Raw genomic sequence first — 23,624 nt, forward strand, 5'->3', positions numbered from 1 at the left:
AGCCTGCTGAATTCAGGGGGCGATTTTCGCGCGCACCGTGGCGTGCAGTTCGCGCAGGCTCGAGCGTTCCGTCGCGACCTCCAGGACGCGCATGCCGTGGGCGTTGCCGGTGAGTTCGATGGCGAGTTCGTCCGGGTTCACCTGGCGGTGCGGGATGCGGTAGGCGGCGCAGAGGGCGGCGAGGTCCATGCCGTGCGGTGTGCCGAAGACGCGCTCGAAGACGCCCGCGTACTGCGGATCGCCCTGCTCGAGCAGTTCGAAGATGCCGCCGCCGTCGTCGTTGGCGACCACGATGGTGAGGTCGGCGGGGCGTGGTTCGCCGCGGCCGATGAGCAGGCCGGAGGCATCGTGCAGGAAGGTCAGGTCGCCGATCAGCGCGATGGTGCGGCCCTGATGGTGCAGTGCGGCGCCGACGGCGGAGGACACGGTGCCGTCGATACCGGCGACCCCGCGGTTGGACAGCACGCGCACACCGGGTTTCGGACACGAGACCAGCGCGGCGTCGCGCACCGGATTCGACGCGCCGAGCAGCAGCTGATCGCCCTCGCGCAGCGCGTCCATCACCACGGCCGCGACATGCATGCCGGTCGGCTTCGGATGCCGGGCGAGCTCGTCGCGCACCACCTGGTTCGCCTTCGCGTCGAGCTCACGACAGTGCGCGAGCCACTCCGGACGCGGTGCGCCGGTGGTCACCGCGCGGGTGCCGGTGCCGAGCACGTTGCCGGAGACGTCGGGCCAGCGCGGGCCCGTGGTCAGCGCGAACACCCTGACCTCGGGGTCGGCGAGCACACGGGACACCTGGCGGTGCAGGGTCGGGCGCCCGGTGATGATGGCCTGGCGCGGTTTCAGCAGCGGCAGCGCGAGCGGATGCAGCGCGGGACCGTGCATGGGCGCGGTGGGTTCCGCGACGGTCGGCAGCTCGGCCAGTTCCGGTCGCAGGCCGGCGCCGTGGCCGGAGATGACCACGGTGTCGGGGGTGAGATCGAGATCGAGCGGCACGTCGAGCGTGGCGTACTGGGTGAGCGTCCACGCTTCGTCCTCGGCGCGCCCGGCGGGTGCGAACTCGTTCGGCGCCAGATCGGGGACGAGCGGTTCCCGCAGCGGGATATCGAAATGCACCGGGCCCGCATTGCCGGAGCGGGTGCCGCGCGCCGCGGCGAGTACCCGGCAGACGGCCGAGCGCCACTGGCTGTTCTGGTGTCCGTAGGCCGCGCAGTCGTCGGATTCCGGTTCCTGCTCGGCAAGTCCGAGGCTGATGGTCGCGCGAACCTGGCTGCCGAACAGGCCGAACTGCTCGACGGTCTGATTGGCGCCGGAGCCGAGCATTTCGTAGGGCCGGTTGGCGCTGAGCACCACCAGCGGCACCCGCGCGTAGTTCGCCTCGAGCACCGCGGGGCCCAGGTTGGCCACGGCGGTGCCTGAGGTCATCACGACCGGTACCGGAAGCCGGCTCGCTACCGCGAGGCCGATGGCGAGAAATCCCGCGGTCCGTTCATCGATGCGCATGTGGAGGCGCAGCTTGCCCGCCGCATCGGCGGCCTGCAGGGCGAAAGCCAGCGGCGCGTTGCGTGATCCAGGGCAGAGGACGACATCACGCACACCCCCGCGCGCGAGCTCGTCGACGACGACCTGCGCTTGTGCTGTAGACGGGTTCACGCCTCCAGCCTCTCAGACAGTATGGTCGCCGTCTTCGTCACCCTGCTCACAGTGGCCGGTCGTCCCCCAGAAGTCGAGCCGGAGACACAGCGCGTCGCACGTCGAATGGTCCAACTGCCCAAGGCCTTCCGATGTGCGACGCGCTAGACGTGCATGATGCGTGCTTATCAGCCCGCGTGCCGCTGTACCAGGTCGCCGACGCGCGGCAGCGCCTCGATGACGTGCTTCTTGGCCGAGGAGCGCATGGAGGAGTAGACCTTCTTCAGTGCGGGCCGGGTCGACGCGTCCGCACGGGCATCGGTGACCGCGAGCAGCGCCTCGGCAACCTCATCGGACTTGGCGGTCAGCAGATCGGCGAACTTGCCCGATCCGGACGCCGCGTATTCCTGCCAGAACGGCTCCAGCTTCTCGACCAGCTTGGGCGCCAACGACTCCAGCCCATCGGGCACGATGGACGGGCTGATCTTCTTGACCGCCGCGTAGCCACCCTTCACTGCCAGGCCGGACGCACCACCCTTGTCCGAGACCTCGGCATCCAGAACCTCGACGGCATCGCTAAGGAATGCCTTACGCTTGGCGTCGTCGAGCAGGGATTCAGACAGTGCTGCAACCACTTTCAGGTTCCTCCGGATCGGTTTCGATGAACGAGCAGCCGCAACTATACGCATCGATGTCCGTTATCTCACGGCACTCACCGCCTCAGGGCTGCCACGGCAGCAACTGGACCATCAGTCCTTCACAATCCGCGAGGACTTCGCCCTGCTCATCGACCAATTCGGCGGTGATGAAGGTCTTGCGCCCCTCGATGTGGTCGACACGGCCGCGCACGGTCAGCGGCGTCTCCAGCGGGGTGATCTTGCGGTAGTTCACGTGCAGGTATGCGGTGCGGCTGATCGGCCTGCCCGAGTAGTGCACGATCATGCCGAGCAGGTCGTCGAACAGCAGCGGCAGCACACCGCCGTGCGCGGCGCCGTTGCCGCCGAGATGGAAGCGACGGAATTCGCCCGCCATCGTGATGCCGTCCGGCCCCGCGCTGACGACCTGCCATGGCAGCAGTAAAAGGCTTCCGCGGCCCGGCAATTCGACGGCGCGCCCGGCCGGTCCTTGCAGCTCCGGTGCGCGGTGCGGTTCGAGCAGTTCGATCATCTCTCCGGCTTTGGCGAGCGCGGCGCCGAAGACCTCGTCGGGCGCGTCGACGGAGACAGCCAGATCCTGCAGAGTGCGCATGGCCTCGATGAACGGCCCGAATTCGGCGCCGATCTTCGCGCGCGACACCTTGGGGAAGCCGCCGTGCTTCTCGTAGCGGGACTCGTCGACCGCGCTGGTATCGATGCGTGGCCCGCTGCGCCCACCCACCCGTTCTGCAACAGGTTTCACTTGCTCACTCATACCTGCACGGTAACGCTTTGTTTTACACCGTCAAGCCGGACATTCCACTTACCTTGCCCGCCACGCCGTCACCAGCCCTGGAAAGTCGGTGGATTGCCCGGGACAGGCCCCGGACAATAATCACTGGGGTGACGTTCAATCCGAAGCTGTGGCGGCCCGTTCCGGGATTCGAGAACCTGACCGACATCACCTATCACCGGCACGTCGACCAGGGCACGGTGCGTGTCGCGTTCGACCGCCCCGAGGTGCGCAACGCGTTCCGCCCGCACACCGTCGACGAGCTGTACCGGGCACTCGACCACGCCAGGATGACCCCCGACGTCGGCGCCGTGCTGATCACCGGCAACGGCCCGAGCCCCAAGGACGGCGGCTGGGCCTTCTGCTCCGGCGGCGATCAGCGCATCCGCGGCCGCAACGGCTACCAGTACGCCAGCGGCGAGACCGCCGACACCGTCGACCAGGCGCGCGCGGGCCGGCTGCACATCCTCGAGGTGCAGCGGCTGATCCGCTTCATGCCGAAGGTGGTCATCGCGCTGGTGAACGGCTGGGCCGCGGGCGGCGGGCACAGCCTGCACGTGGTCTGCGATCTCACCCTGGCCAGCCGCGAGCACGCCCGCTTCAAGCAGACCGACGCCGATGTCGGCAGCTTCGACGGCGGTTACGGCAGCGCGTATCTGGCGAAGATGGTCGGGCAGAAGTTCGCCCGCGAGATCTTCTTCCTCGGCAGGCCCTACACCGCCGAGGAGATGCACCAGATGGGCGCGGTGAACAAGGTCGTCGACCATGCCGAGCTGGAAAACGTCGCGCTGGAATGGACCGCCGACATCAACGGCAAGTCGCCGCAGGCGCAGCGCATGCTCAAGTACGCCTTCAACCTGCTCGACGACGGACTCGTCGGCCAGCAGCTGTTCGCCGGCGAGGCGACCCGCATGGCCTACATGACCGACGAGGCGGTCGAGGGCCGCGACGCGTTCCTGGAGAAGCGGCAGCCGGACTGGACGCCGTACCCCTGGTACTTCTGAGTTCCCTGGTACATCTGAGCGATGGACATTCTCAGCAGCCGTGTCATCCTGCGGCCGCGGAACTACCAGGAGACACTCGCGTTCTACCGCGATGGGCTCGGGCTGGCTATCGCCCGGGAATATCCAGGTGGAACCGTTTTCTACGCGGGACAGTCGCTGGTGGAGGTCGCGGCGCACGGTGGCTCCGGCACGTCGTCGGCCTTCGACGGCGCGCTCTGGCTACAGGTCCGCGACCTCGATGACGCGGCGGCGGAGCTGGCGCTGAAGGGAATTCGGATCGATCGGTCCCCGGTGCGCGAACCGTGGGGACTGATCGAGATGTGGATTCGCGATCCGGACGGTGTGCCGATCGTGCTGGTGCAGGTTCCTACCGAGCATCCGCTTCGACGCGATTCGCGCTGGTCACCGGACTGATCGCGATCCTTTTCGGGGCGAATGCGCGGTAGGTCGAGTTGCCAACGGCCGACCTGGCGAGGACGATAGCGCTCGGGTGACCTCCGACCGCCGACGTCCGGATGGCCGCCGTCGATCTTCGTCCGACGAGTGAATCGCAGACTCCATGCCTGGCCTATCAGAGCCTCCTCGCGTGGGAGTGGCCACACTCCCCGCGCGCCATTCCAGCAAACCGACCCGTTCCGCGCGCGGCGACGCGGGCATGACACGATCGAACTCGTGAGGGAGCGCAGCGAACTGGCTGAGGTGGGGTCGTGAGCGGGCGTGGCGAGCGAACCAGCAGCACAGCCGAGGTGGAGTCGTGAGCACGCGTACTTTGCGCACCCTGTTGATGCCGACCGGATCCCGGGTGGGCGAGGTCATGCCGCATCTGCGCGAAGCGCTGGAGGGTGGCGGGCCCGCGTGGCTGCCGATCCCGACCACCGACCGCAGGGAAGCCCAGCGGCTCAGCGACGCACTCTCGCCCGGCGAATCGATCGATGACGAGGTCGCCCTCGTCGTCACCACCTCGGGCACCACGGGTGTGCCGAAGGGCGCGCTGCTCAGCGCCGCGGCACTGCGCGCGAGCGGCACCGCCACCCACGAGCGGCTCGGTGGGCCCGGCAGTTGGCTGCTGGCACTGCCGACCCATCACATCGCCGGTATCCAGGTGCTGCTGCGCAGTATTCAGGCGGGCACCGAACCCACCGTGCTCGACGTGTCGGGCGGTTTCCTGCCCGAGGCGCTGGCAGGCGCGATCGCCGGCATGCGCGGCGAGCGCAGGTACACCGCGCTGGTGCCGACCCAGCTGATCAAGGCGCTCGATCTACCCGACGCCGCGAACGCGCTCGCCGCACTGGACGCGGTGCTCGTCGGCGGCGCGGCCACCCCGGCGCCGGTCTACGAACGCGCGAAAGCGGCCGGTATCAACGTCGTTCGCACCTACGGGATGAGCGAGACCTGCGGCGGCTGCGTGTACGACGGCATACCGCTCGACGGCACCACGGTGCGCATCGAGCACGGCAGGGTGCTGCTCGGCGGCGCCATGCTCGCCTCCGGCTATCGCGGCCAGCCCGACCATCCCGCCTTCGCCGAACCGGGCTGGTTCCGCACCGAGGACGCGGGCAGCATCGACAACGGCAGGCTCACCGTCACCGGCAGGCTGGACGAGGCGATCATGACCGGCGGACTGCTCGTGGTCCCCCAGGTCGTCGAGGCCGTGCTGATCACCCACCCGGCGGTCAAGGAGTGCGTGGTGCTCGGCCTGCCCGACGACCGGCTCGGCCAGCGCGTCGCCGTGGCGATCGTGCCCAACGGTCCCGCACCCACCCTCGACGAACTGCGTGCGCACGTGATGCGGGAGCTCGAGTCGATCGCCGCGCCGCGCGAGCTCGCCGTGCTCGACGACATTCCGCTGCGCGGTCCCGGCAAGCCCGACCGGGCGAAGCTGCGCGACTACCTGCTCACCGAATCCACGCACTGACGACACCCGACAGCCGCGTGCAAGCGGCCGCGCCATCCCGGCGCAAGAGGCGTGCAAGACGCGGACCGCACAGTCGTTCCCATGACTTCTTTCGCACCAACTTCAGCGCTCGCCGTCGAGGCGGACGGCCTGGTCAAGGTGTTCGGGGATCAGCGCGCCGTGGACGGCGTGAGCCTGGCGGTGCCGCAGGGCTCGGTCTACGGTGTGCTCGGACCGAACGGCGCGGGCAAGACCACCACCATCAAGATGCTGGCCACGCTGCTGCGCCCGGACGGCGGCAGCGCGCGGATCTTCGGCCACGACGTGGTCGCCGAGCCGACGTCCGTGCGGTCGCTTGTCGGCGTCACCGGGCAGTACGCCTCGGTCGATGAGGACCTGACCGCCACCGAGAACCTGATCCTGTTCTCCCGCCTGCTCGGGCTGAGCCGGATCGACGCCAGGCGCAAAACCGCCGAACTGCTCGAGGAATTCGATCTCATCGAGGCGGCGAACAAGCCGCTGAAGAATTTCTCCGGCGGCATGCGGCGCAGGCTCGATCTGGCCGCCAGCCTGATCGCGACCCCGCCGCTGCTGTTCCTCGACGAGCCGACCACCGGCCTCGACCCGCGCACCCGCGCCCAGATGTGGGAGACCATCCGCCGCCTCGTCCGCGAGGGCGCGACGGTGCTGCTCACCACGCAGTACCTGGACGAGGCCGATCAGCTGGCCGACCGGATCGCGGTCATCGACCACGGCCGGGTCATCGCGGACGGCACCGCCGACGAGCTCAAGGCTTCGATCGGCGGCTCCTCGCTGCACCTGACCCTGGTCGAGCGGGCTCAGCTCGAGCAGGCCCGCAGCATCGTCGGCGAATTCCTCGGCGCCGAAGCCCAGATCACGCCGGAGGCGGGCCGGCTCACCGCGCCGCTGCGCGATGCGGGCGTGACCGCCGACCTGCTGATCCGGCTGCGCGAATGGGATATCGCCATCGACGAGATCACCGTGAGCAAGCCGAGTCTCGACGAGGTCTTCCTGACCATCACCGGACATCCGGCCGACGACAACGACACCGAACGGAGCGCGGCATGAGCGTCAGGCCCGTAGGCGGCAGCCTGCGTCACCACGGAGGGCCCGCGAATGCCGGAAAGGAAACAGCATGACGACTACGATCACCGCCACCCCGGCGGCGCAGCGCGCGACCGCCTCGATCCCCAAGGCCAGCAACCACATCGGCCTGCGCCAGACCGTGGCGACCTCGTTCACCATGGCCTACCGCGGGCTGCTGAAGATCAAGCACAATCCGGAGCAGCTGTTCGATGTGACGGTGCAGCCGATTCTGTTCACCGCGCTGTTCACCTACATTTTCGGCGGCGCGATCTCGGGCAACGTGCACGACTATCTGCCCGTCCTGATCCCGGGCATCATGGTGCAGACCGTGCTGCTCACCTCGATCGTGACCGGCACCCAGCTGCGCGAGGATATGGACAAGGGCGTCTTCGACCGGTTCAAATCCCTTCCCATCGCCCGCATTTCGGCGCTGTCGGGCGCGCTGATCGCCGATATGGTGCGCTACGGCCTCGCGTCGGTGCTGACCATCGGCGTCGGCATCGTGCTCGGCTACCGGCCGGACGGCGGCGTGCCGGGCGTGGTGGTCGCCGCGCTGGTCATCGTGGCCTGCTCGTTCGCGATCAGCTGGATCTGGGCGCTGGTCGGCGTGACCGGCAAGAGCGCCGGCTCGGTGCAGGGCATCTCGATGATGGTGATGTTCCCGCTCACCTTCATGTCCGGCGGATTCGCACCGGTGAGCACCATGCCGGGCTGGATGCAGGGCCTCAACCACGTGAACCCGGTGTACTACATGGTGAACGCGTGCCGTGAGCTGATGAACGGCAACGTCTACAGCAGCAACCTGCTGTGGTCGCTGGTCGGCTCGCTGGTCGTGATCGCGATCTTCGCACCGCTGACGGTCAGGGCGTACATGCGCCGGGCCTAGCCCTCGAAACCGACTGTCGCGGTGGGAGACTCGAGTCTCCCACCGCGATTGTCGTTGCGGGGGTTCAGCGCTGTGATTGCAGGCGGCCGAGCACACCGAGGATGCGCTCGAACGCGACGATTCTGCGCAGGTGTGCCACCTGTTTCCTGGCCGTGGCCACCCGCTCGGCGCCGAGCGCGGCCCTGGCCATGTCCGCGTGCCGTTCCCAGAGCATGACCGGAAAATCCTGGCGCGCTACGAGATTGGGGGCGAGCACGAGCAGTTCGAGACCGGTGTCCGGAGCGCGCCCGCTCGCGATGAGATAGGAGCCGATCCCACAGGCCGCCGCACCGAGCTGCGGGCGGTCCGGATACTGACCGAGCATCGGCACCGCGGCATCGATCAGTTCGTCGACCAGCCGCGCGGCCGGTTCCAGCGCACCGTACAGCACATGCGCGTCCACGGCCGCCGCGGCGATCATCAAGGCGCCGGGCCCTGGGCCGACACCGTTGTCCGGCCAGCCGAACAGCTCCAGCGTGTGCCGATAGCCGCCGAGGCCGGCCTCGATATTCCCTTGCGCGAGCTCCAATTCCGCCGCGCTCTGGGTGATCGTGGCGAGCAGCCGGTTCTGCATTCCTCCGCCTGCGGTCCCGAAATCCGTTGTCCGCATGGCGAGATCCAGTTCGTGCCGCGCCTGCGCCAGTTCCCCGGTGCCGATCAGCGAGGCCACAAGCATGGCCCTGGTCTCCATCGTGTCCTCATAGGCGCCCAGGCGAAGCAGTACGTCGAGTGCGCGCCGGTAGTACGCGATCGATTCCGCGTACCTGCCCGTCTGGCCGCACACCTGGCCGAGGTGCCTGCACACCATGGACATGCTCCAGACGTTGCCGTCGCCGAATATCTCCAGCGCGCGCATCGCATCCCTGGCCGAACCGCGGACGTCGCCGTCGTTCTCCCTGACGTTGGCGCGCAGCAGCAGCGCGGTGGCCTTGGTGTCCCGATCCCCCGACCGCAGTCCGTCCACGATGAGGCGCCCGAGCCGGGAGCCGTCGGCCCTGCTGGTCATCACCTGGGCGATAAAGCGGTAGTTCGGCGTGAGATCGGTGCGATTACGCAGCACCGTGCGCACCCGCCAGCGGATCCGCGCCAGCTCGCGCGGGTCACCCTTGGTGTAAGCGAGATGCAGGAACAACATCTCGTAGCTGGTGAGCACGAGATCGGCCCTCGGCATCTCGGGACCGGAGTCGGCGGGCACCAGCTCGAAGACCCGGGTCGCCCAGTTCACCACCTCCTGATGCGAGCCGCGAATCACCCACAGCATCGAGATGACCGGAAAGACGGTGTAGGAGGTGTACGCATCGCGGCGCTCGACCGCGTATCGCAGCACCGCGAGCAGATTGTCCAGCTCGGCGGCCACCGAGAGGGCGAGCAGTACCTGGTCCCCGTCGGCGTAGCGCACCGCGGCGTCATCGGCGAAGTCACGGGCCCACGCCATCATTCGGTCGGTCACCAGCTCGGACTCGTCGGCATGGCGGGCCAGCTGCTCCTCGCCGTACTCGCGGACCGTCTCCAGCATCCGGTAGCGGGTGCCGAGGTGCTCGTCGTCCAGCACGGTCAGCAGCGACTGGTTCACCAGCCCGTCCACCGCGCCTGCCACGTCGGCGACCTCCGGACCACCCGCGACGACTTCGGCAGCGGCGAGGGTGAATCCCGCGGGGAAGCGGCACAATCGGCGCAGCGCGACCTGCTGCGGGGTATCGAGCAGCTGCCAGCTCCAGTCGATCACCGCGTGCAGGGTGCGGTGCCGTTCGGGCGAACTGCGATCACCGTGGCGCAGCAGCGCGAAACGGTCCGCGAGCCGGGTGTTGATCTCCTCGACGCTGAGCACCCGCACCCGCGCGGCGGCGAGTTCGATCGCCAGCGGCAGCCCGTCGAGGGTGTGGCACAGCTGCGCGACGATATCCGGATCGAGCCGCACACCGGGCCGGACCGCCCTGGCGCGCGCCGCGAACAGCTCGGTGGCCGGCGAGCCCGCGGCGTCGATGGTCAAGGGCGGCAACGGATAGACCGTCTCCGCGGTGATCATCAGCGGCGCCCGGCTCGTGGTCAGTACCCGCAGGCGATCGGCCGCGCCGATCAGATCGGCGACCATCACCGCCACCGCGTCGATCAGGTGCTCGCAGTTGTCCAGGATCAGCAGCATCGGGCGTATCGACAGCGCGTCACGCAGGCGCTGGCGCGCGTCGAGTATCCGCATGCCACGCCGCGGCCCCAGATCGAGTGTCATATCGCTCAGGCCGATCGCGGCGCCGATCGCGTCCTCGATCTCGGTGCGCGCCTGCTCCCCCGCACCGCGCACCGAAGCCAGTTCGACCAGCACGACCGGGCCGGTGCCCGCCGCACGCGCGCCGACCTCGTTGGCGATCCTGGTCTTCCCCGCGCCGCCGGGGCCGAGCACGGTGGTCACCCGCGAGGTGGACAGCAGCGCGTCGATCGCGGCCAGATCGGCCTCGCGGCCGAGCAGCGCGTTGGGCGCCGCGCGCAGGCCGATCACCATGGGCAGCGCGAAATCCGTACGCCCGCCCGGCGTTTGCCCGTCGTCCGGCCGCGCCGCGCCGTTTCCATTGCCCACCGATCCGGTGGCTCGGCGATTCGCGCCCTCGCGCGGCGCGAGCGCGTCGACCGGTTCGCCGCGCAGGATCGCGGTATTCAGTTCCACCAGTGCGGGTCCCGGATCGGCGCCCAGTTGGTCGGCCAGCCTGGCACGGAAGGTCGCGAACGATTCGAGCGCCTCGTTCGGCCGTCCCGCCGTGGCGAGCAGGCGCATCAGCGCGAGCTGTGCCGGTTCGTCCAGCGGTTCACGCGCGGCGCGCAGCCGGGCCAGGCGCAACGCGCCGTCGATATCACCGGAGGATTCGCGCGCCGCGAGTTCGATGGCGTCGAGCTCGGTGAGCCTGGCCGCGGCGGCGGTGCGCAGTTCGTCGGCCACCTCGCCCGCGGGCAGATCGGCGGCCGGTTCACCGCGCCACAGCGCTCTGGCCGCCGCGACCGCGGCGAGGCAGCCGGGCAGGTCGCCCGCGTCGCGGTGGCGCTGCGCCGCGCGCACCAGCCCGCCCGCGTACGTCAGGTCCACTTGATCGGCGGCCAGCGTCAGCCGGTAGCCGGCGGGCCCGATCTCGAGCGCACCGTCGGGCAACGCCGTGCGCAGCCGCGAGACCTGGGTGTGCAGCGCGTTCATCGGCGCGCGCGGCGGCTGCTCACCCCACACGTCGTCGATGAGCGCCTGCGCGCTGCGGCTGCGCCCCGGCCGCAATGCCAAGGCCGCGAGCAGCAACCGGGATCTGGCGCCGGGCAGTGCCGCGAGCGCACCGTCCTTGCGTAGCGCGATCTCACCCAGCAGGGCCACCACGAGTGGTTCGCCTGCGGGCGTGGTCATTGCATTGCTGCGGGCACCATGGCCGCTCTGATCCGGAAACATCCCGTGCTCATCGTAGGTGAGGGCGCCCCATCGGACCCTCATGGTTTTTACCACCATTTGCTGAGGTCAGGCCTACGCTGATGCGCATGGCTGAGTTCGAAGTGGTCCGGCAGGCCGTTGTCTCGGCCGAGCCGTCGCGCATTCACGGGCTGATCGATGATTTTCACGAATGGCCCGCATGGTCCCCCTGGGAGGACATCGATCCGAAGATGCAGCGCAGCTACGGCGGCGCCGAATCCGGTGTCGGCGCCGAATACGCCTGGATCGGCAACCGCAAGGCGGGCAGCGGCAGTATGACCATCGTCTCCAGCGTCGAACGCCAGATCGGCATCCGGCTGGAGTTCGAGAAGCCGTGGGCGGCCACCAATCAAGTGACCTTCGAGCTGAACCCGGTCGAGGGCGGCACCCAGGTGGTGTGGCGAATGACCGGGCAGCACCAGGGTGTGATGGGCCTGCTGTCGCGGGTGATCCCGATGGATCGCATGGTCGGTAAGGACTTCGAGAAAGGACTCGCCCGGCTGAAGGCCACCGCCGAGAACGGCGCCTGACGCGCGGCCCGAGCGGCCATGAGGCACCGCGCCCATTAGGCTGCGATCATGGCTACAGCAGCGCAATGGATCGAGGGCGCACGGCCCCGCACTCTGCCGAACGCGATCGCCCCCGTCATTGCCGGAACCGGTGCCGCGGCCGCCATCGACGCCGTGAACTGGTGGAAAGCCGCTCTGGCACTGCTGGTTTCGCTCGCGCTGATCATCGGGGTCAACTACGCCAACGATTACTCCGACGGTATCCGCGGCACCGATGACGTGCGCGTCGGCCCGGTGCGGCTGGTCGGCCAGAAGCTGGCGGCGCCCGCCGCCGTGCGCACCGCCGCGATGCTCAGCCTCGGCATCGCCGCGGTGCTCGGGCTGATCCTGGCCGCCACCACGGCGTGGTGGCTGGTGCTCATCGGACTCGCCTGCCTGGCGGGCGCGTGGTTCTACACCGGCGGCAGCAAGCCCTACGGCTACAGCGGATTCGGCGAGATCGCGGTGTTCGTCTTCTTCGGTCTCATCGCCGTACTCGGCACCGAATACGTGCAGGCCGAGCGGGTGGAGTGGATCGGGCTGCTGCTCGCCGTCGCCGTCGGCTCGTTCTCCAGCGCGGTGCTCGTCGCGAACAACCTGCGCGATATCCCCACCGATACCCAGTCCGGAAAGACAACGCTCGCGGTCAAACTCGGCGATCCCCGGACCCGCACGCTGCAGGCGGCGCTGCTCGCGATCCCGTTCGTCACCACGCTGGCGCTGATCACCCAGACTCCGTTCGCCCTGGTCGGATTCGTCGCCGCGCCGCTGGCGCTGCGCGCCAACGCACCGGTCCGCGCCAATAAGGGTGGGCTGGAACTGATTCCGGCGCTGCGCGATTCGGGTCTGGCCATGCTGGTCTGGTCCCTGGTCACCGCGCTGGCGCTCGGCCTGACCTAGCGTCGCGCGGCCTCGGTGTCCTAGTCGTCGTTGTCCGGAACCAGGATGCCGAGGATCCAGTTGACCAGGGAGATGATGATGGCGCCGACCATCGCGGTCCAGAAACCGGTGACGCGCAGGCCGTAATCGGCGTCGAACGCCTCGGTCAGCTTGGCGGTGAGCAGCAGCATCAGCGCGTTGATCACCAGCAGGAACAGGCCGAGGCTCAGGATGACCAGCGGCAGGGACAGCAGCTTGATGATCGGCTTGACCAGGGCGTTCACAATGGTGAACACCAGCGCGATGCCGAGTACGACGATGATTTTCACCCCGTTGCCCTTTTCCGGCGGGTAGAGGATGTCGATCTTGTCGACCCAGGTGGCGGCCAGCCAGATGGCCACCGCGTTGATGATCAAGCGAATCACGAGCGTCATGGGGCCATGCTAGAGCCGACCGGCGGGCGGGTGCGCCTTCACAACGCGATTGGCGGCTCGGGCACCCGCCCACGCACTCATGCGGCACGGTCGAGCAGCGCGTGCACCTTCGGCCGCAGATCATCGATGGCCTTCGCGCCGCCGAGGATTCGCGTCGTCATCTCGTTGGGGGCACGCAGGATGCCGAGCAGGATGTGCCCGGATTCGATGCTCTTCTCCTTGCGCGCCAATGTCTCGCGCAGGGACAGCTCGAGTACCTTCTTCGCTTCGCGGGTGAACGGGATGTGCCCGAAGCTCGGCGTGCGATCACGGAAGCGCCCACGTTTCGGCTGCTCCTTCGGCACCGCGTTGTCGAGCGCGTCGAGGCCGAAGTTCGCCTCCAGCGTTTCGCGCACCGCGTCGAGATCGATGCCGATGGAGCGCAGCGCCTCCGCGTCCTCCGCGCCGAGCGGCTCCCCCTCATTCGGCTGCGCCTGCCCCGGACTCACCTGCGCCAGCCGCCGCACCACCCCCTCGTGAGTCAGCCCGGCCTCGGCGAGTAGCTCCTTCAGCTCGTGCTCACTCTCCGACAGCAGCCCGAGCAGCACATGCTCCACATCGATATTTCGGGACCGCAGTTCGCGCGCGTCCTCCTGCGCGACGATGACGGCCGTCCGTGCCTGCCTGCTGAACCGTTCGAACATCAGCGGTTCCCGCCTCTCCGGTTGTACTTCTGATGGACCGCCTGCTTGCTGACCTCGAGCGCCTCCGCGATCTGCTGCCACGACCAGCCCTGATTGCGGGCATTGGTCACCTGGATCGCCTCCAGCCGTTCGAGCAGCCGTCGCAGCGCCAGCACCGCGCGCAGCCCGACCTTGGGGTCGGGGCTGCCCGCGGCCGCCGCCAGTGTGGTTGCCTCTGTCATGCCGTCAATTTTGATTGACGCCTATCGAGTTGTCAACAAAAATTGACGAGCGGCGTAGGGCCCACACGGTCGTGCCGCTCGACTAAGGGAGCGCCTCGCACCGGATCGTTCAGCCAGTCGTCGGCCAGCGCCGCCAGCGCGTGCGCGCCGGCCTGCCTGATCGAGTGCTTGTCGTGCGCCATCTGGTCCACGCAGGTCCGAAGCGCTCGGTCACGGGCCAGTGCGTGCGTTTCGGCGAATTGCTTCTCCGCTCGCAGCAGCGTCGGCAACACACCCGTCAACGCGATCAGACCGACCAGGACCGCCAGGAGACCGGTGGCCACCGTCGCTATGGGTTGGGTGAGCGCCACGTGGTCCCCCCGGAACCGCGGAACGGGATGTCTCCGTTGTGAATCCGCCCCTCATGATGGGGGCTGCCGGAGTCAGGATGCGTACGAGAAGCGTTGTCGCGCACCAATACCGGGCAGTCGGTGCAATTCGAATGAAATGCGTTGTACTGGAACATGATTCGAGCTAGGCGCGGGACAATCGGTGGGTGACGCGCAGTGTGGCCGCCATGCCCTGATAGTCGTAACAGAGGAGCTCGTCATGAGCATGATCCTGACCGGAATGCTGGACCTGGATTCGCACGATGTCAGCGAAATCCACGGTGGCAACACCAGTACCTTCACGCAGGTCAACTTCCCGACGCCGTTCCCGGCGGGTTCGCAGGTGGTCGTCATCCCGATGGTGCAGACCTTCAACGGACCCGACACCCCCGGGGTGCGGATCGCCGACGTCACCGCGACCGGATTCCGGATCCGGCTGAACGAGCTGGTCGCCGAGGGGAAGTCGGTGGCGGCAGGCGGTGGCCACCACACCAAGGAACGAGTCGCTTGGCTGGCGACGACCGTCTGAGCGCGCCGGGCTGACGCTCGCTAGCCGGTCCAGGTGCCGGTGGCGAGGAACTTGTCCAGGATGGCGGTGGGTTCGGCGAGGTCGAGCCCCTGGGATCGGACCCATTCGTCATCGAAATAGGTTCCGGCGTAACGGTCTCCGCCGTCGCAGAGCAGCGTGACGACGCTGCCGTCACGACCGGCGGCGAGCATTTCGGCGATGAGACCGAAGACGCCCCACAGATTGGTACCGGTGGAACCGCCGACCCGGCGGCCGAGCGCGTTGCTCGCGTGGCGGGCCGTCGCGATGGAGGCGGCGTCGGGTACCGCGATCATCCGGTCGACGACCTGGCCGACGAAGGAGGGTTCGACGCGGGGGCGGCCGATTCCCTCGATACGCGAAGGCATTCCGGTCTCGTACCCGTTGTCGCCGGTCTCGTAGCCGCCGTAGAAGGCGGAGTTCTCCGGATCGACGACCGCCAATCGCGTTGCGTGCCTGCGGTATCGGATATAGCGGCCGATGGTGGCGCTGGTGCCGCCGGTGCCGGCGCCGACGACAACCCACTCCGGTACCGGATACGCCTCCAATTCCATTTGATGGAAGATGGATTCGGCGATGTTGTTGTTGCCGCGCCAGTCGGTGGCGCGCTCGGCGTGGGTGAACTGATCCATGAAGTGGCCGTCGCATTCGTCGGCCAAACGGATTGCCTCGGTGTACATATCCGCCGGACGCTCGACGAAATGACAACGGCCGCCCTGCGCTTCGATCAGCGCGACCTTCTGCGGCGAGGTGCTCGCGGGCATCACCGCGACGAAATCGAGCCCGAGCAACTTGGCGAAGTACGCCTCGCTCACCGCGGTCGACCCCGAGGAGGCCTCGACCACCGTGGTTCCCTCGGTAACCCAGCCGTTGCAGATCGCGTACAGGAACAGCGAACGAGCCAGCCGATGCTTGAGGCTGCCGGTGATGTGGGTCGACTCGTCCTTGACGTAGAGCCGCACGTTCCACTCGGCGGGCAGCGGGTACCGCAGCAGGTGCGTATCGGCGCTGCGCTGGGTGTCGGCATCGATCAGCCGTACCGCGTTGTCGACCCAGTCGCGCGGGGTGCTGCGATCGCAGTGCCTCATGAGGGCGACCCCGGCTGGTCGGATTCGCCGCGCAGCCTGGCCCGCAGCTGCGCCTTGTCGTGGCGGCGTTTCTCGTCGACCACCGCGATATCCTCGTTAACCCGGGTACGCAGCTTCTTGAACAGCGTCAGCGACAGCGGCATCGCGATGATCAACGCGAAAAGTATCGCGACGACCAGCGGGATCTCCACCGAGACCAGCCGGGCGACGCCGACGATCGCCGCGGTGATCGCGGCGACGAGGGCCAGCCTGGCCAGTGTGTAGAGGGCGAGATTCCCGGCAAGACGCTTGCCCGCGCTCGCGTTGGGTCGGGTGGGTGCACCGTCCGGTGGAGTTGCATCACTCACGCCCGCCAGCCTATGCCACACTGTTGCCCGCGCTCGGGGGACACCTCTCGCCGAGGTCGAACGCGTATCCGTTTTGTCTATTACTTCCCCTTTACCAACAGTAGGTGGTTCGAGTACCTAGGGGTTGGGGTGCAACGATGACGCCACTGATGAGGGAACTGTCGAGAACGGAGAGGTTTGCTATGAGTGCGATCACCGTCGGCGGCCAGGACACCCTGCTGACACCGGGCCAAGTGGCCGCCATGTTCCACGTCGATCCCAAGACCGTCACCCGTTGGGCCCACGCCGGGCGCCTCGGGTCGCTGCGCACACCGGGCGGCCATCGCCGGTTCCGCGAATCCGAAGTCATGCAACTGCTCAGGTCGCTGACGACGGAAGCCTCCGTGCGCTGACACCGGAACGCGGGCCCATCGTGCCGGGGCCCGCGTCCGGTGCGTGCGGAACGCCTGCCAATTTCGTGTCTGTGGTGTGAAGTGCCAACGCACGCGGCTACCCTCGATAGCAGGAGGTGAGCGACGTGACGTACCTGTTGGCACTCATCGCGGTCGTGGCAGTCGCGGTGTTGTGCTGGAAGGCGTTCGGCCCCGAGAAATCGGCGGGCCCGACCACCCCACCTACGCGTTCACCACAGCGTAAGCAGATCAAGGGGCCAGACGATGACCCCGAATTCCTCTGGCGGATCTCGCGCCAGCATCGCGACGGCGACGGTTCCACCGAACGCTGATCGCCCTGACATCGGTCGTGTGCGGCTGATGGCTGTCCTTTACCAATGCGGCGCGCCCTCGGGCGCCGCGGTGTCTCGATTCGGTTCACGCAGCTGAAGTGATGCCCTCGTACCAGGTCCTCCTGTACGAGGGCATCATGCGGTCCGCGTGAGTTCAAGCTGCCTTTCCCCAGTTGCACCCCCAGTCGCGTCCGCATGGCACTTGCCGGACGATCGGACGTAACGGGCAGGTCATTCGGTGCTGATCGGATGGCCCGCGTTCTGTCCGGATATCTCGTGAGACTCGAGGAAAGTGCCTTGCCGCTTACAAAGCCGACCCGGCTCAGCATCATCGCCGCACTCGCCACCACCCTCATGGCGACCGCACCGCAAGCCTCCGCCGCACCCGACTCGACACCAGCGCTGAAGGTGCTGACGTACAACGTGTTCTTGATGAGCAAGAACCTGTACCCGAACTGGGGGCAGGACCATCGCGCCGCCGAAATCCCGAAGACCGACTTCTTCAAGGGCAACGATGTCGTCGTGCTGCAGGAGATGTTCGACAACGGATCGTCGGACGCGCTGAAAGCCCAAGCGTCCGCCGAGTACCCGCATCAGACGCCGGTGGTCGGCCGATCGAAGAGTGGCTGGGACGCCACCGGCGGCAAGTACTCGGTGACCACGCCGGAGGACGGCGGCGTCACGATTCTCAGCAAGTGGCCCGTGCTCCGCAAGGAGCAGTTCGTCTACGCCGACGCCTGCGGCGCGGACTGGTGGTCCAACAAAGGCTTTGCCTACGTGGTGCTTTCGGTCAACGGCACCAAGGTGCACGTGGTCGGCACGCACACCCAGTCGACCGACTCCGGTTGCTCCGCGGGCGAAGCCGCCCGCGACCGCGCACTGCAATTCAAGGAGATCGACAACTTCCTGAAGGCGAAGAACATCCCGTCGACCGAACAGGTCTTGATCGCAGGCGATTTGAACGTCGACTCACGCAGCACCGAGTACAACTCCATGCTCACCGACGCCAACCTCGAACCGGCCACCTCCCGCACCGGCCACCAATTCTCCTTCGACACCAAGGAAAACTCGATCGCCGCCGACCGCTACCCCAACGACCCGCGCGAAGACCTCGACTACATCCTCTACCGCAAAGGCCACCCCAAGCCCGCAACCTGGCAAAACCGCGTCATCCAAGAAACCACCCCCGCCTGGACCGTTACCAGCCAAGGCAAGACCTACACCTACACCAACCTCTCCGACCACTACCCGGTAGTCGCCTCCTAATCCCAACCCCCGCACACCTTTTGACTTCCCGCACACAACGCACCGCGCCGGAACGCATGCGTTTGTCAAAAGGTGTGCGGGACCGGGAATGGTCGGCCAGTGCCCTAAGCGAAGTCTCGACGGCCCAGTTCGTAGCGCGCGTCGGGAGCCACGCTGATCTCGAAGGGCTGCTCGACCACGAGCACTTCGTCGCCGGTCACCGTGCCGCGGGAAACATAACGCCCGCGCACGAGGTCAGTTCAGCCCCGCGTAGCTGTGCAACCCGCTGATCACCATGTTGATGATGAAGAGGTTGAACAGCATGGCGACGAAGCCGCCGATGTTGATCCAGGCGGCTTTGGTGTCGCGCCAGCCGGAGGTGGCGCGGGCGTGGAGGTAGGCGGCGTAGAGGACCCAGGCGATGAAGGAGCAGGTTTCTTTGGGGTCCCAGCCCCAGAAGCGGCCCCAGGCGGCTTCGGCCCAGATGGCGCCGAGGATGACGCCTGCGCTGAAGAGGGGGAAGCCGATGATGGCGGTTTTGTAGGCGAGGCGGTCGAGGGTGCGCGCGTCGGGGAGGCGGCGGGCGATATTGCCGACGACGCCGGTGGATTCCGCACCGTCCGGCTGGCGCAGGCGGTACAGGAACAGCAGGCTGGCGACGCCGGAGAAGAGGAAGACACCGCTGCCGATGCTGACGATGGTGACGTGGATGGGCAGCCAGAACGACTTCAGCGCGGGCACGACCGGTGCGGCGTCGGCGTAGAGCACGGTGCCGGCCAGGAACATCAGGATGAGCACGGGGACGAGCAGGAACACCCACATCAGGCGGTACTTCTGCTCGCGAAGGAACAGCACGCCGACGGCCACCGCGGCGCCGGCGGCCATGGTGACGAATTCGTACATGTTGCCGAGCGGGAAACGATGAGTCGCGAAGCCGCGCAACACGATCGAGGCCACGTGCAGCACCACGCCGACGATCAGCACCGAGAACGCCATATTGCCGTAGCGCTCCGACAGCGGCTTGGCCTGCGGCGTCTGCACCCGGCCGGGCAGCGCGGGATCGGCGGGCCCGCCCGCGTACGCCAGTTCGCGCTCGGCGACCTGCTTCGAACGCGTCGACGCGTACTGCACGATCAGCAGGATCAGCACCAGCGCGTACACCACGATCGAGGTCTTGAACGCGAAATCGCTGAAGCGCGAGAGGGTCTCGTTGATCGGCATACTTACTCTCCCGTGGTCTTCACGTTCGCGTCCGGCGTGGCATTGTCGAGCAGGCGGCCGCGCAGGCGATCGAATTCGCCGCCCCAGCCCGCTTGATCGGTTCTCGCGAGCCCGCCCATCTCTACTACGGTGTGTCGTTGATCAACCGTACCGGCAGAATCCCCGGCCGGATAGACGCGCAGCCAGATCCGGCGCCGCTTCACCAGCAGCGACACCATCAGCCCCGCCATCATGGCCAGCGCGCTGATCAGCACCCACTGCTGCGCCGGGTCGTGCGACACCTGCAGGTTCACGAATTCCTGCGCGCCGTCGAAGGTCACCTTGGTGCCGTTGGGCAGCGTGCTCGATTCGCCGGGGCGCAGGTTGACCCTGGCCTCCTTGGTCAACCGGCCTTGCGCCACCATCTCCGGATCGAGCGCGAACAGCGACTGCGAGCGCCCGGTGTCGAGCCCGGTATCGCCGCGGTAGATGTCGACCGCGACCGCGGGATCGTCCATGGTCGGGAACGAGGAGCTCAGCAGCTTGCCGTGGAAGGAGGCGGTCGGCGCGAAAAGGCCCTCGATGGCGATCTGGTTCTTGCGCCGCTCCTCCTCGGTGGCGAACATGCCGCCGGGCGGATCGATGCGCAGCACACCGCTGGACAGGAAGGTGGTGGCATTCGTCGGGCGCCACTGAATGGTCTCGGTGCGCGTCTGCCCGTTCGGGAAGGTGACGGTGAACGTCGGCGCGAAGCCGTGGCCCTGCAGGTACAGCCGGTCCCCGGCGACCCGCAGCGGATGGTTCACCTGGATCGCCGTCTCGCGCCAGGTGTCGGTGTTCAGGTCGTCGCCCGCCTGGTAGGCGATGTTCGAGGTGAACATCTCGGCCTGGCCGGTCTTCAGGTAGTCGGCCTTGAAGTCCTTGACCCGCACGCAGATCGGGGTCATCCCGGTGCCGTCGTTGACGTTGCCCGCCTTGAACGAGTCGAACACCGCAGGCGAGGTGGTGCAGAACCCCGGCCCGTTGTTCGCGATGACGATCACGTTGCCCTCGTACCCGAACAGCTTGCCGACCGCGATCGCCACCAGCAGCCCGACCAGCGCCAGATGGAACACCAGGTTGCCGAGTTCGCGGGTGTAGCCCTTCTCCGCCGACAGCGTGACCTCGCCGTCGCGGGTGCTGGGTTGAATGCGGCGCTCACCGGGCCCTTCGTGGTTACGCAGGCTGCCGCCTCCGGGCCCGAGGTTCGCGCCGTGCCGCACCTCGGTGCGCCAGCCGCGCAACTGCTTTCGCGCCTGCTCGATCACCGCGTCCGGTGTCCGCGTCGAGGTGCCCGAGTAGTGATGCGGCAGCCGGGTCAGGTTGCGCGGTACCCGCACCGGCGGCGTACGCAGCGCACGGTAGTGATCGAGACAGCGCGGCAGGATGCAGCCGACAAGCGAAATGAACAGCAGCACATAGATGGCGGTGAACCAGAAGCTGCCGAACACGTCGAACAGTTCGAACCGGTCCATCCACGGACCGAGCGTCGGCCGCTTGGCGATGTACTCGGCGACCTTCTGCTCGTTGAGACTTCGCTGCGGCAGCAGCGCGCCGGGGATGGCGCCGAGGGCGAGCAGGAACAGCAGCACCAGCGCGGTGCGCATGCTGGTGAGCCCGCGCCAGGTGTTGCGCACCAGTGCCCACGCCCGGCCGGGCAGGGACTGGCGGGGCGGTTGGGCGGGTGAATTCTGTTCGGCCACAGGCGGGTCCATCACGGTCATATCGGCAGGGTCACCTCGGAAACGAAGGCGTCGCGCACCCAGGCGACGAACTGGTCCCACGCCCCCGTGACCAGCGCGACGCCGACCGCGACGAGCAGGATGCCCCCGATGATCTGAATGGTCCGCGAATTGCGCCGCAGCCAGCCGACCCCGCGCAACGCGCTGGCCGAGCCGAAAGCCAGGATGACGAACGGCAATCCGAGCCCGAGGCAGTAGGCGACGATGAGCGCGACGCCGCGCACCGCGGTGGTTCCGTCGGTGCCCGCGGCCACCGCCATCACGCCGGACAGCGTCGGCCCGAGGCACGGCGTCCAGCCGAGCGCGAAGACGCCGCCGAGCAGCGGTGCGCCGAGAATGCTTGTCAGCCTGCGCGGTTCCATCCTGGTGTCGCGCTGCAGCGCGGGGATCAGGCCGATGAACGCGAGCCCCATCACGATGGTGACCACGCCGCCGATGCGCTGCAGCAGTTCACGATTCACGTTGAGGGTCTGGATGACACCGAAAACCGTTGCGGTGGCGAGCACGAACACGACGGTGAATCCGGCGACGAACAGCCCGGCCGCGCCCGCTATCCGCAGCTTGCCGGTGCGAGCGGCGCGTTCGACCGAAACCGCCCGTCCACCATCGCCTTTGGCCTGGGCGACCGTCGCCGGTGGCGCTTCCGCACCGACCAACCCGGCCAGATAGGACAGATAGCCGGGAACCAGCGGCACCACGCACGGCGACGCGAACGACACCAGCCCGGCGAGCAGGCACGCACCGAGCGCGACGAGCAACGGCCCGGTGGCCGCCGTCTGCTGGAACGAGTCGCCGACCGCGGCGAGCACCGAAACCTCGCTCACCGGTCGCTCTCCGCCGCGATGCGTTCGACCACCGGCCGCAGATCGTCCGCGAGCAGCGCCTTCAGGAAGACCGCCGCGACCCGATGCTGCCGATCCAGGATCAGCGTGGTCGGGATGACGCTGGTCGGGAAGTTGCCGCCGAGCGCGAGCAGGGTCCGCATGGACGGGTCGTAGATGGACGGGTAACCGACCTTGTTGTCGGTGACGAAGTCCTGCGCCTTGTCCTTCTGCGGGTCACGGACATTGATGCCGAGGAACGCGACGCCCTTGTCCTTGGTCGCCTCGTAGACCTGCTCCAGCGCGGGCGCCTCGGCGCGGCACGGACCGCACCACTGCCCCCAGAGGTTGATCACCACGACCTTGCCCGGGAAGTCCTCGACCGAATCGGTCTTGCCCGCGGTCATCAGATCGGGGCCGGACAGCTTGCCGATGGTGCCGCGCGAACTCGGCGGATCGTAGAGGATCTCGGTCTTGCCGCCGGGTGAGACGAATTCGAAGGTACCGCCGGAGGCCACCGCGTCCGTTCCGGTCGCACAACCCGCCAGCGCGGCGATCAGCGCCAGGCAGGCGAGCAGGATCGGCGCGGTGGGCCTTCTCATGCGCCGTGCACCGAGGGATCCGACCCGCCCGCCGGCTCGGAGTAGACGATGTCGACGAGCGTGTCTCCCTGGTAGACAAGCGAAGTCAGCGAGGCGAGCGAGCACTGCCGCTGCCTCGGGTCGTGCCAGAGCCGCTGCCCCTGCAGGAACCGCCGCAGCGTCCACACCGGCAGCTGATGGGAGACGAGCACCGCCTCGTGCCCGGCCGCCTCGACCCGCGCCTTGTTCACCGCGGCCAGCATGCGGTGCGCGATCTGCAGGTACGGCTCGCCCCAGGACGGGGTGAACGGGTCGCGCAGCTTCCACCAGTGCCTCGGCTTGCGCAGCGCGCCGTCGCCGACCGAGACCCGCAGGCCCTCGAAGGTGTTGCCCGCCTCGATGAGGTTCTCGTCGGTGCGCACGATCAGGCCGTGCTGCTTGGCGATCGGCTCGGCGGTCTCCTGCGCCCGCTGCAGCGGGGAGGCGATCACCAGCGCGATGTCGTGATCGGCTAGCGAGCGCGCCACCGCGCCCGCCTGCGCCCGGCCGGTCACCGAGAGGCTGAAGCCGGGCAGCCTGCCGTAGAGGATGCCCTTCGGGTTGTGCACCTCGCCGTGGCGCAGCACGTGCACGATCGTCTCGACCAGTGCGGGGGTGGCGTCGTCCTCGTCGGACTCCGCACGCACGGCGGCGTCGGAAGTAGCTGCGGCAGTGACGCTTAGCTCGCG

The 23,624-nt window shown here is 67.9% G+C and carries 27 protein-coding genes; 11 read left to right on the forward strand and 16 right to left on the reverse strand.

Annotated elements, in window-relative coordinates; all coding sequences use genetic code 11:
- Positions 1–12: 12 nt before the first annotated feature.
- The 3 genes from menD to ACIG5A_RS39625 all read right to left on the reverse strand — a co-directional run bounded on the left by menD (position 13) and on the right by ACIG5A_RS39625 (position 3,045).
- On the reverse strand, positions 13–1,656 hold the full coding sequence (gene menD, locus ACIG5A_RS39615; protein WP_397249915.1) for a 2-succinyl-5-enolpyruvyl-6-hydroxy-3-cyclohexene-1-carboxylic-acid synthase: 1,644 nt from the start codon (positions 1,654–1,656) through the stop codon (positions 13–15).
- Between the two features lie 167 nt (positions 1,657–1,823).
- Complete coding sequence (locus ACIG5A_RS39620; protein ID WP_397249917.1) at positions 1,824–2,270, reverse strand: DUF6918 family protein; 447 nt, start codon at positions 2,268–2,270, stop codon at positions 1,824–1,826.
- A gap of 85 nt (positions 2,271–2,355) precedes the next feature.
- Positions 2,356–3,045, reverse strand: a complete 690-nt coding sequence (locus tag ACIG5A_RS39625) for a PaaI family thioesterase (RefSeq protein WP_397249919.1) — start codon at positions 3,043–3,045, stop codon at positions 2,356–2,358.
- Between the two features lie 128 nt (positions 3,046–3,173).
- Between ACIG5A_RS39625 and ACIG5A_RS39630 the strand changes: the two genes are divergently transcribed.
- The 5 genes from ACIG5A_RS39630 to ACIG5A_RS39650 all read left to right on the forward strand — a co-directional run bounded on the left by ACIG5A_RS39630 (position 3,174) and on the right by ACIG5A_RS39650 (position 7,954).
- Positions 3,174–4,067: a 1,4-dihydroxy-2-naphthoyl-CoA synthase gene (locus tag ACIG5A_RS39630; protein ID WP_397249921.1), complete on the forward strand. Its 894-nt coding sequence runs from the start codon at positions 3,174–3,176 to the stop codon at positions 4,065–4,067.
- A gap of 21 nt (positions 4,068–4,088) precedes the next feature.
- On the forward strand, positions 4,089–4,481 hold the full coding sequence (locus ACIG5A_RS39635) for a VOC family protein (protein WP_397249923.1): 393 nt from the start codon (positions 4,089–4,091) through the stop codon (positions 4,479–4,481).
- A gap of 370 nt (positions 4,482–4,851) precedes the next feature.
- Positions 4,852–5,982 (forward strand): o-succinylbenzoate--CoA ligase, encoded by a 1,131-nt coding sequence (menE, locus tag ACIG5A_RS39640; RefSeq protein WP_397250335.1) that lies wholly within the window; start codon positions 4,852–4,854, stop codon positions 5,980–5,982.
- An 81-nt stretch (positions 5,983–6,063) separates the two neighbouring features.
- Positions 6,064–7,050: an ATP-binding cassette domain-containing protein gene (locus ACIG5A_RS39645; protein ID WP_397249925.1), complete on the forward strand. Its 987-nt coding sequence runs from the start codon at positions 6,064–6,066 to the stop codon at positions 7,048–7,050.
- A gap of 67 nt (positions 7,051–7,117) precedes the next feature.
- A complete protein-coding gene (locus tag ACIG5A_RS39650; RefSeq protein ID WP_397249927.1) occupies positions 7,118–7,954 on the forward strand; it encodes an ABC transporter permease in 837 nt (278 codons plus the stop codon).
- A 64-nt stretch (positions 7,955–8,018) separates the two neighbouring features.
- Here ACIG5A_RS39650 and ACIG5A_RS39655 read toward each other — a convergent pair whose 3' ends face one another.
- Positions 8,019–11,369: an AfsR/SARP family transcriptional regulator gene (locus ACIG5A_RS39655; protein WP_397249929.1), complete on the reverse strand. Its 3,351-nt coding sequence runs from the start codon at positions 11,367–11,369 to the stop codon at positions 8,019–8,021.
- 128 nt (positions 11,370–11,497) lie between these two features.
- Here ACIG5A_RS39655 and ACIG5A_RS39660 point away from each other — a divergent pair, with 128 nt between their 5' ends.
- On the forward strand, positions 11,498–11,959 hold the full coding sequence (locus ACIG5A_RS39660) for an SRPBCC family protein (RefSeq protein ID WP_397249931.1): 462 nt from the start codon (positions 11,498–11,500) through the stop codon (positions 11,957–11,959).
- 48 nt (positions 11,960–12,007) lie between these two features.
- On the forward strand, positions 12,008–12,877 hold the full coding sequence (locus ACIG5A_RS39665; protein ID WP_397249933.1) for a 1,4-dihydroxy-2-naphthoate polyprenyltransferase: 870 nt from the start codon (positions 12,008–12,010) through the stop codon (positions 12,875–12,877).
- 20 nt (positions 12,878–12,897) lie between these two features.
- Here ACIG5A_RS39665 and ACIG5A_RS39670 read toward each other — a convergent pair whose 3' ends face one another.
- The 4 genes from ACIG5A_RS39670 to ACIG5A_RS39685 form a co-directional block, all read right to left on the reverse strand.
- Complete coding sequence (locus ACIG5A_RS39670) at positions 12,898–13,290, reverse strand: phage holin family protein (RefSeq protein ID WP_397249935.1); 393 nt, start codon at positions 13,288–13,290, stop codon at positions 12,898–12,900.
- Positions 13,291–13,367: 77 nt separating this feature from the next.
- Positions 13,368–13,973 carry a Clp protease N-terminal domain-containing protein gene (locus tag ACIG5A_RS39675; RefSeq protein WP_397249937.1) on the reverse strand — a complete coding sequence of 202 codons (606 nt, stop codon included), beginning with the start codon at positions 13,971–13,973 and terminating at the stop codon, positions 13,368–13,370.
- Entirely contained in the window at positions 13,973–14,194 is a 222-nt protein-coding gene (locus ACIG5A_RS39680) for a helix-turn-helix domain-containing protein (protein ID WP_397249939.1), read from the reverse strand. Before ACIG5A_RS39680 ends, ACIG5A_RS39675 begins: the two co-directional genes overlap by 1 nt.
- A gap of 32 nt (positions 14,195–14,226) precedes the next feature.
- Positions 14,227–14,544 carry a hypothetical protein gene (locus ACIG5A_RS39685; RefSeq protein ID WP_397249941.1) on the reverse strand — a complete coding sequence of 106 codons (318 nt, stop codon included), beginning with the start codon at positions 14,542–14,544 and terminating at the stop codon, positions 14,227–14,229.
- A 238-nt stretch (positions 14,545–14,782) separates the two neighbouring features.
- Between ACIG5A_RS39685 and ACIG5A_RS39690 the strand changes: the two genes are divergently transcribed.
- Entirely contained in the window at positions 14,783–15,091 is a 309-nt protein-coding gene (locus tag ACIG5A_RS39690) for a hypothetical protein (protein ID WP_397249943.1), read from the forward strand.
- Positions 15,092–15,111: 20 nt separating this feature from the next.
- Here the strand turns inward: ACIG5A_RS39690 and ACIG5A_RS39695 are convergent, their stop codons facing one another.
- Positions 15,112–16,197, reverse strand: a complete 1,086-nt coding sequence (locus tag ACIG5A_RS39695; protein WP_397249945.1) for a PLP-dependent cysteine synthase family protein — start codon at positions 16,195–16,197, stop codon at positions 15,112–15,114.
- A complete protein-coding gene (locus ACIG5A_RS39700) occupies positions 16,194–16,544 on the reverse strand; it encodes a DUF4229 domain-containing protein (protein WP_397249947.1) in 351 nt (116 codons plus the stop codon). The genes ACIG5A_RS39695 and ACIG5A_RS39700 overlap by 4 nt, the downstream gene beginning before the upstream one ends.
- A 182-nt stretch (positions 16,545–16,726) precedes the next feature.
- On the opposite strand from ACIG5A_RS39700, the gene ACIG5A_RS39705 reads away from it, so the two are divergent.
- From ACIG5A_RS39705 to sph, 3 genes are all read left to right on the forward strand, one after another.
- On the forward strand, positions 16,727–16,936 hold the full coding sequence (locus ACIG5A_RS39705; protein WP_397249949.1) for a BldC family transcriptional regulator: 210 nt from the start codon (positions 16,727–16,729) through the stop codon (positions 16,934–16,936).
- A 125-nt stretch (positions 16,937–17,061) separates the two neighbouring features.
- The gene (locus tag ACIG5A_RS39710) at positions 17,062–17,268 is read left to right on the forward strand and encodes a hypothetical protein (protein WP_397249951.1); all 207 of its coding nucleotides are present in this window, start codon (positions 17,062–17,064) and stop codon (positions 17,266–17,268) included.
- A gap of 297 nt (positions 17,269–17,565) precedes the next feature.
- Positions 17,566–18,534: a sphingomyelin phosphodiesterase gene (gene sph, locus ACIG5A_RS39715; RefSeq protein ID WP_397249953.1), complete on the forward strand. Its 969-nt coding sequence runs from the start codon at positions 17,566–17,568 to the stop codon at positions 18,532–18,534.
- A 104-nt stretch (positions 18,535–18,638) separates the two neighbouring features.
- Here the strand turns inward: sph and ACIG5A_RS39720 are convergent, their stop codons facing one another.
- The 6 genes from ACIG5A_RS39720 to ACIG5A_RS39745 are packed head-to-tail and all read right to left on the reverse strand — an operon-like array spanning position 18,639 to position 23,543.
- Positions 18,639–18,764 (reverse strand): hypothetical protein, encoded by a 126-nt coding sequence (locus tag ACIG5A_RS39720; protein WP_397249955.1) that lies wholly within the window; start codon positions 18,762–18,764, stop codon positions 18,639–18,641.
- A gap of 4 nt (positions 18,765–18,768) precedes the next feature.
- Positions 18,769–19,734, reverse strand: coding sequence for a c-type cytochrome biogenesis protein CcsB (ccsB, locus tag ACIG5A_RS39725; protein WP_397249957.1), 966 nt, complete (start codon positions 19,732–19,734; stop codon positions 18,769–18,771).
- A gap of 2 nt (positions 19,735–19,736) precedes the next feature.
- Positions 19,737–21,476, reverse strand: a complete 1,740-nt coding sequence (locus tag ACIG5A_RS39730; RefSeq protein WP_397249959.1) for a cytochrome c biogenesis protein ResB — start codon at positions 21,474–21,476, stop codon at positions 19,737–19,739.
- Entirely contained in the window at positions 21,473–22,318 is an 846-nt protein-coding gene (locus ACIG5A_RS39735) for a cytochrome c biogenesis CcdA family protein (RefSeq protein ID WP_397249961.1), read from the reverse strand. Before ACIG5A_RS39735 ends, ACIG5A_RS39730 begins: the two co-directional genes overlap by 4 nt.
- Entirely contained in the window at positions 22,315–22,917 is a 603-nt protein-coding gene (locus ACIG5A_RS39740) for a TlpA disulfide reductase family protein (protein WP_397249963.1), read from the reverse strand. The genes ACIG5A_RS39735 and ACIG5A_RS39740 overlap by 4 nt, the downstream gene beginning before the upstream one ends.
- The gene (locus ACIG5A_RS39745; RefSeq protein ID WP_397250336.1) at positions 22,914–23,543 is read right to left on the reverse strand and encodes a histidine phosphatase family protein; all 630 of its coding nucleotides are present in this window, start codon (positions 23,541–23,543) and stop codon (positions 22,914–22,916) included. Before ACIG5A_RS39745 ends, ACIG5A_RS39740 begins: the two co-directional genes overlap by 4 nt.
- Positions 23,544–23,624: the final 81 nt, after the last annotated feature.

It is taken from the genome of Nocardia sp. NPDC052566 (assembly GCF_044547285.1).
GTDB lineage: Bacteria > Actinomycetota > Actinomycetes > Mycobacteriales > Mycobacteriaceae > Nocardia.

Excerpts from the sequence above, each read along its gene's own strand:
- ACIG5A_RS39635 (WP_397249923.1), top strand. The coding sequence starts at position 4,089 with ATGGACATTCTCAGCAGCCGTGTCATCCTGCGGCCGCGGAACTACCAG.
- menE (WP_397250335.1), top strand. The coding sequence starts at position 4,852 with ATGCCGACCGGATCCCGGGTGGGCGAGGTCATGCCGCATCTGCGCGAA.
- ACIG5A_RS39740 (WP_397249963.1), bottom strand. The coding sequence starts at position 22,917 with ATGAGAAGGCCCACCGCGCCGATCCTGCTCGCCTGCCTGGCGCTGATC.
- ACIG5A_RS39695 (WP_397249945.1), bottom strand. The coding sequence starts at position 16,197 with ATGAGGCACTGCGATCGCAGCACCCCGCGCGACTGGGTCGACAACGCG.
- ACIG5A_RS39645 (WP_397249925.1), top strand. The coding sequence starts at position 6,064 with ATGACTTCTTTCGCACCAACTTCAGCGCTCGCCGTCGAGGCGGACGGC.
- ACIG5A_RS39680 (WP_397249939.1), bottom strand. The coding sequence starts at position 14,194 with ATGACAGAGGCAACCACACTGGCGGCGGCCGCGGGCAGCCCCGACCCC.
- ACIG5A_RS39650 (WP_397249927.1), top strand. The coding sequence starts at position 7,118 with ATGACGACTACGATCACCGCCACCCCGGCGGCGCAGCGCGCGACCGCC.
- ACIG5A_RS39665 (WP_397249933.1), top strand. The coding sequence starts at position 12,008 with ATGGCTACAGCAGCGCAATGGATCGAGGGCGCACGGCCCCGCACTCTG.
- ACIG5A_RS39660 (WP_397249931.1), top strand. The coding sequence starts at position 11,498 with ATGGCTGAGTTCGAAGTGGTCCGGCAGGCCGTTGTCTCGGCCGAGCCG.
- ACIG5A_RS39670 (WP_397249935.1), bottom strand. The coding sequence starts at position 13,290 with ATGACGCTCGTGATTCGCTTGATCATCAACGCGGTGGCCATCTGGCTG.
- ACIG5A_RS39675 (WP_397249937.1), bottom strand. The coding sequence starts at position 13,973 with ATGTTCGAACGGTTCAGCAGGCAGGCACGGACGGCCGTCATCGTCGCG.
- ACIG5A_RS39705 (WP_397249949.1), top strand. The coding sequence starts at position 16,727 with ATGAGTGCGATCACCGTCGGCGGCCAGGACACCCTGCTGACACCGGGC.
- ACIG5A_RS39690 (WP_397249943.1), top strand. The coding sequence starts at position 14,783 with ATGAGCATGATCCTGACCGGAATGCTGGACCTGGATTCGCACGATGTC.
- ACIG5A_RS39730 (WP_397249959.1), bottom strand. The coding sequence starts at position 21,476 with ATGACCGTGATGGACCCGCCTGTGGCCGAACAGAATTCACCCGCCCAA.
- ACIG5A_RS39625 (WP_397249919.1), bottom strand. The coding sequence starts at position 3,045 with ATGAGTGAGCAAGTGAAACCTGTTGCAGAACGGGTGGGTGGGCGCAGC.
- ccsB (WP_397249957.1), bottom strand. The coding sequence starts at position 19,734 with ATGCCGATCAACGAGACCCTCTCGCGCTTCAGCGATTTCGCGTTCAAG.
- ACIG5A_RS39655 (WP_397249929.1), bottom strand. The coding sequence starts at position 11,369 with ATGACCACGCCCGCAGGCGAACCACTCGTGGTGGCCCTGCTGGGTGAG.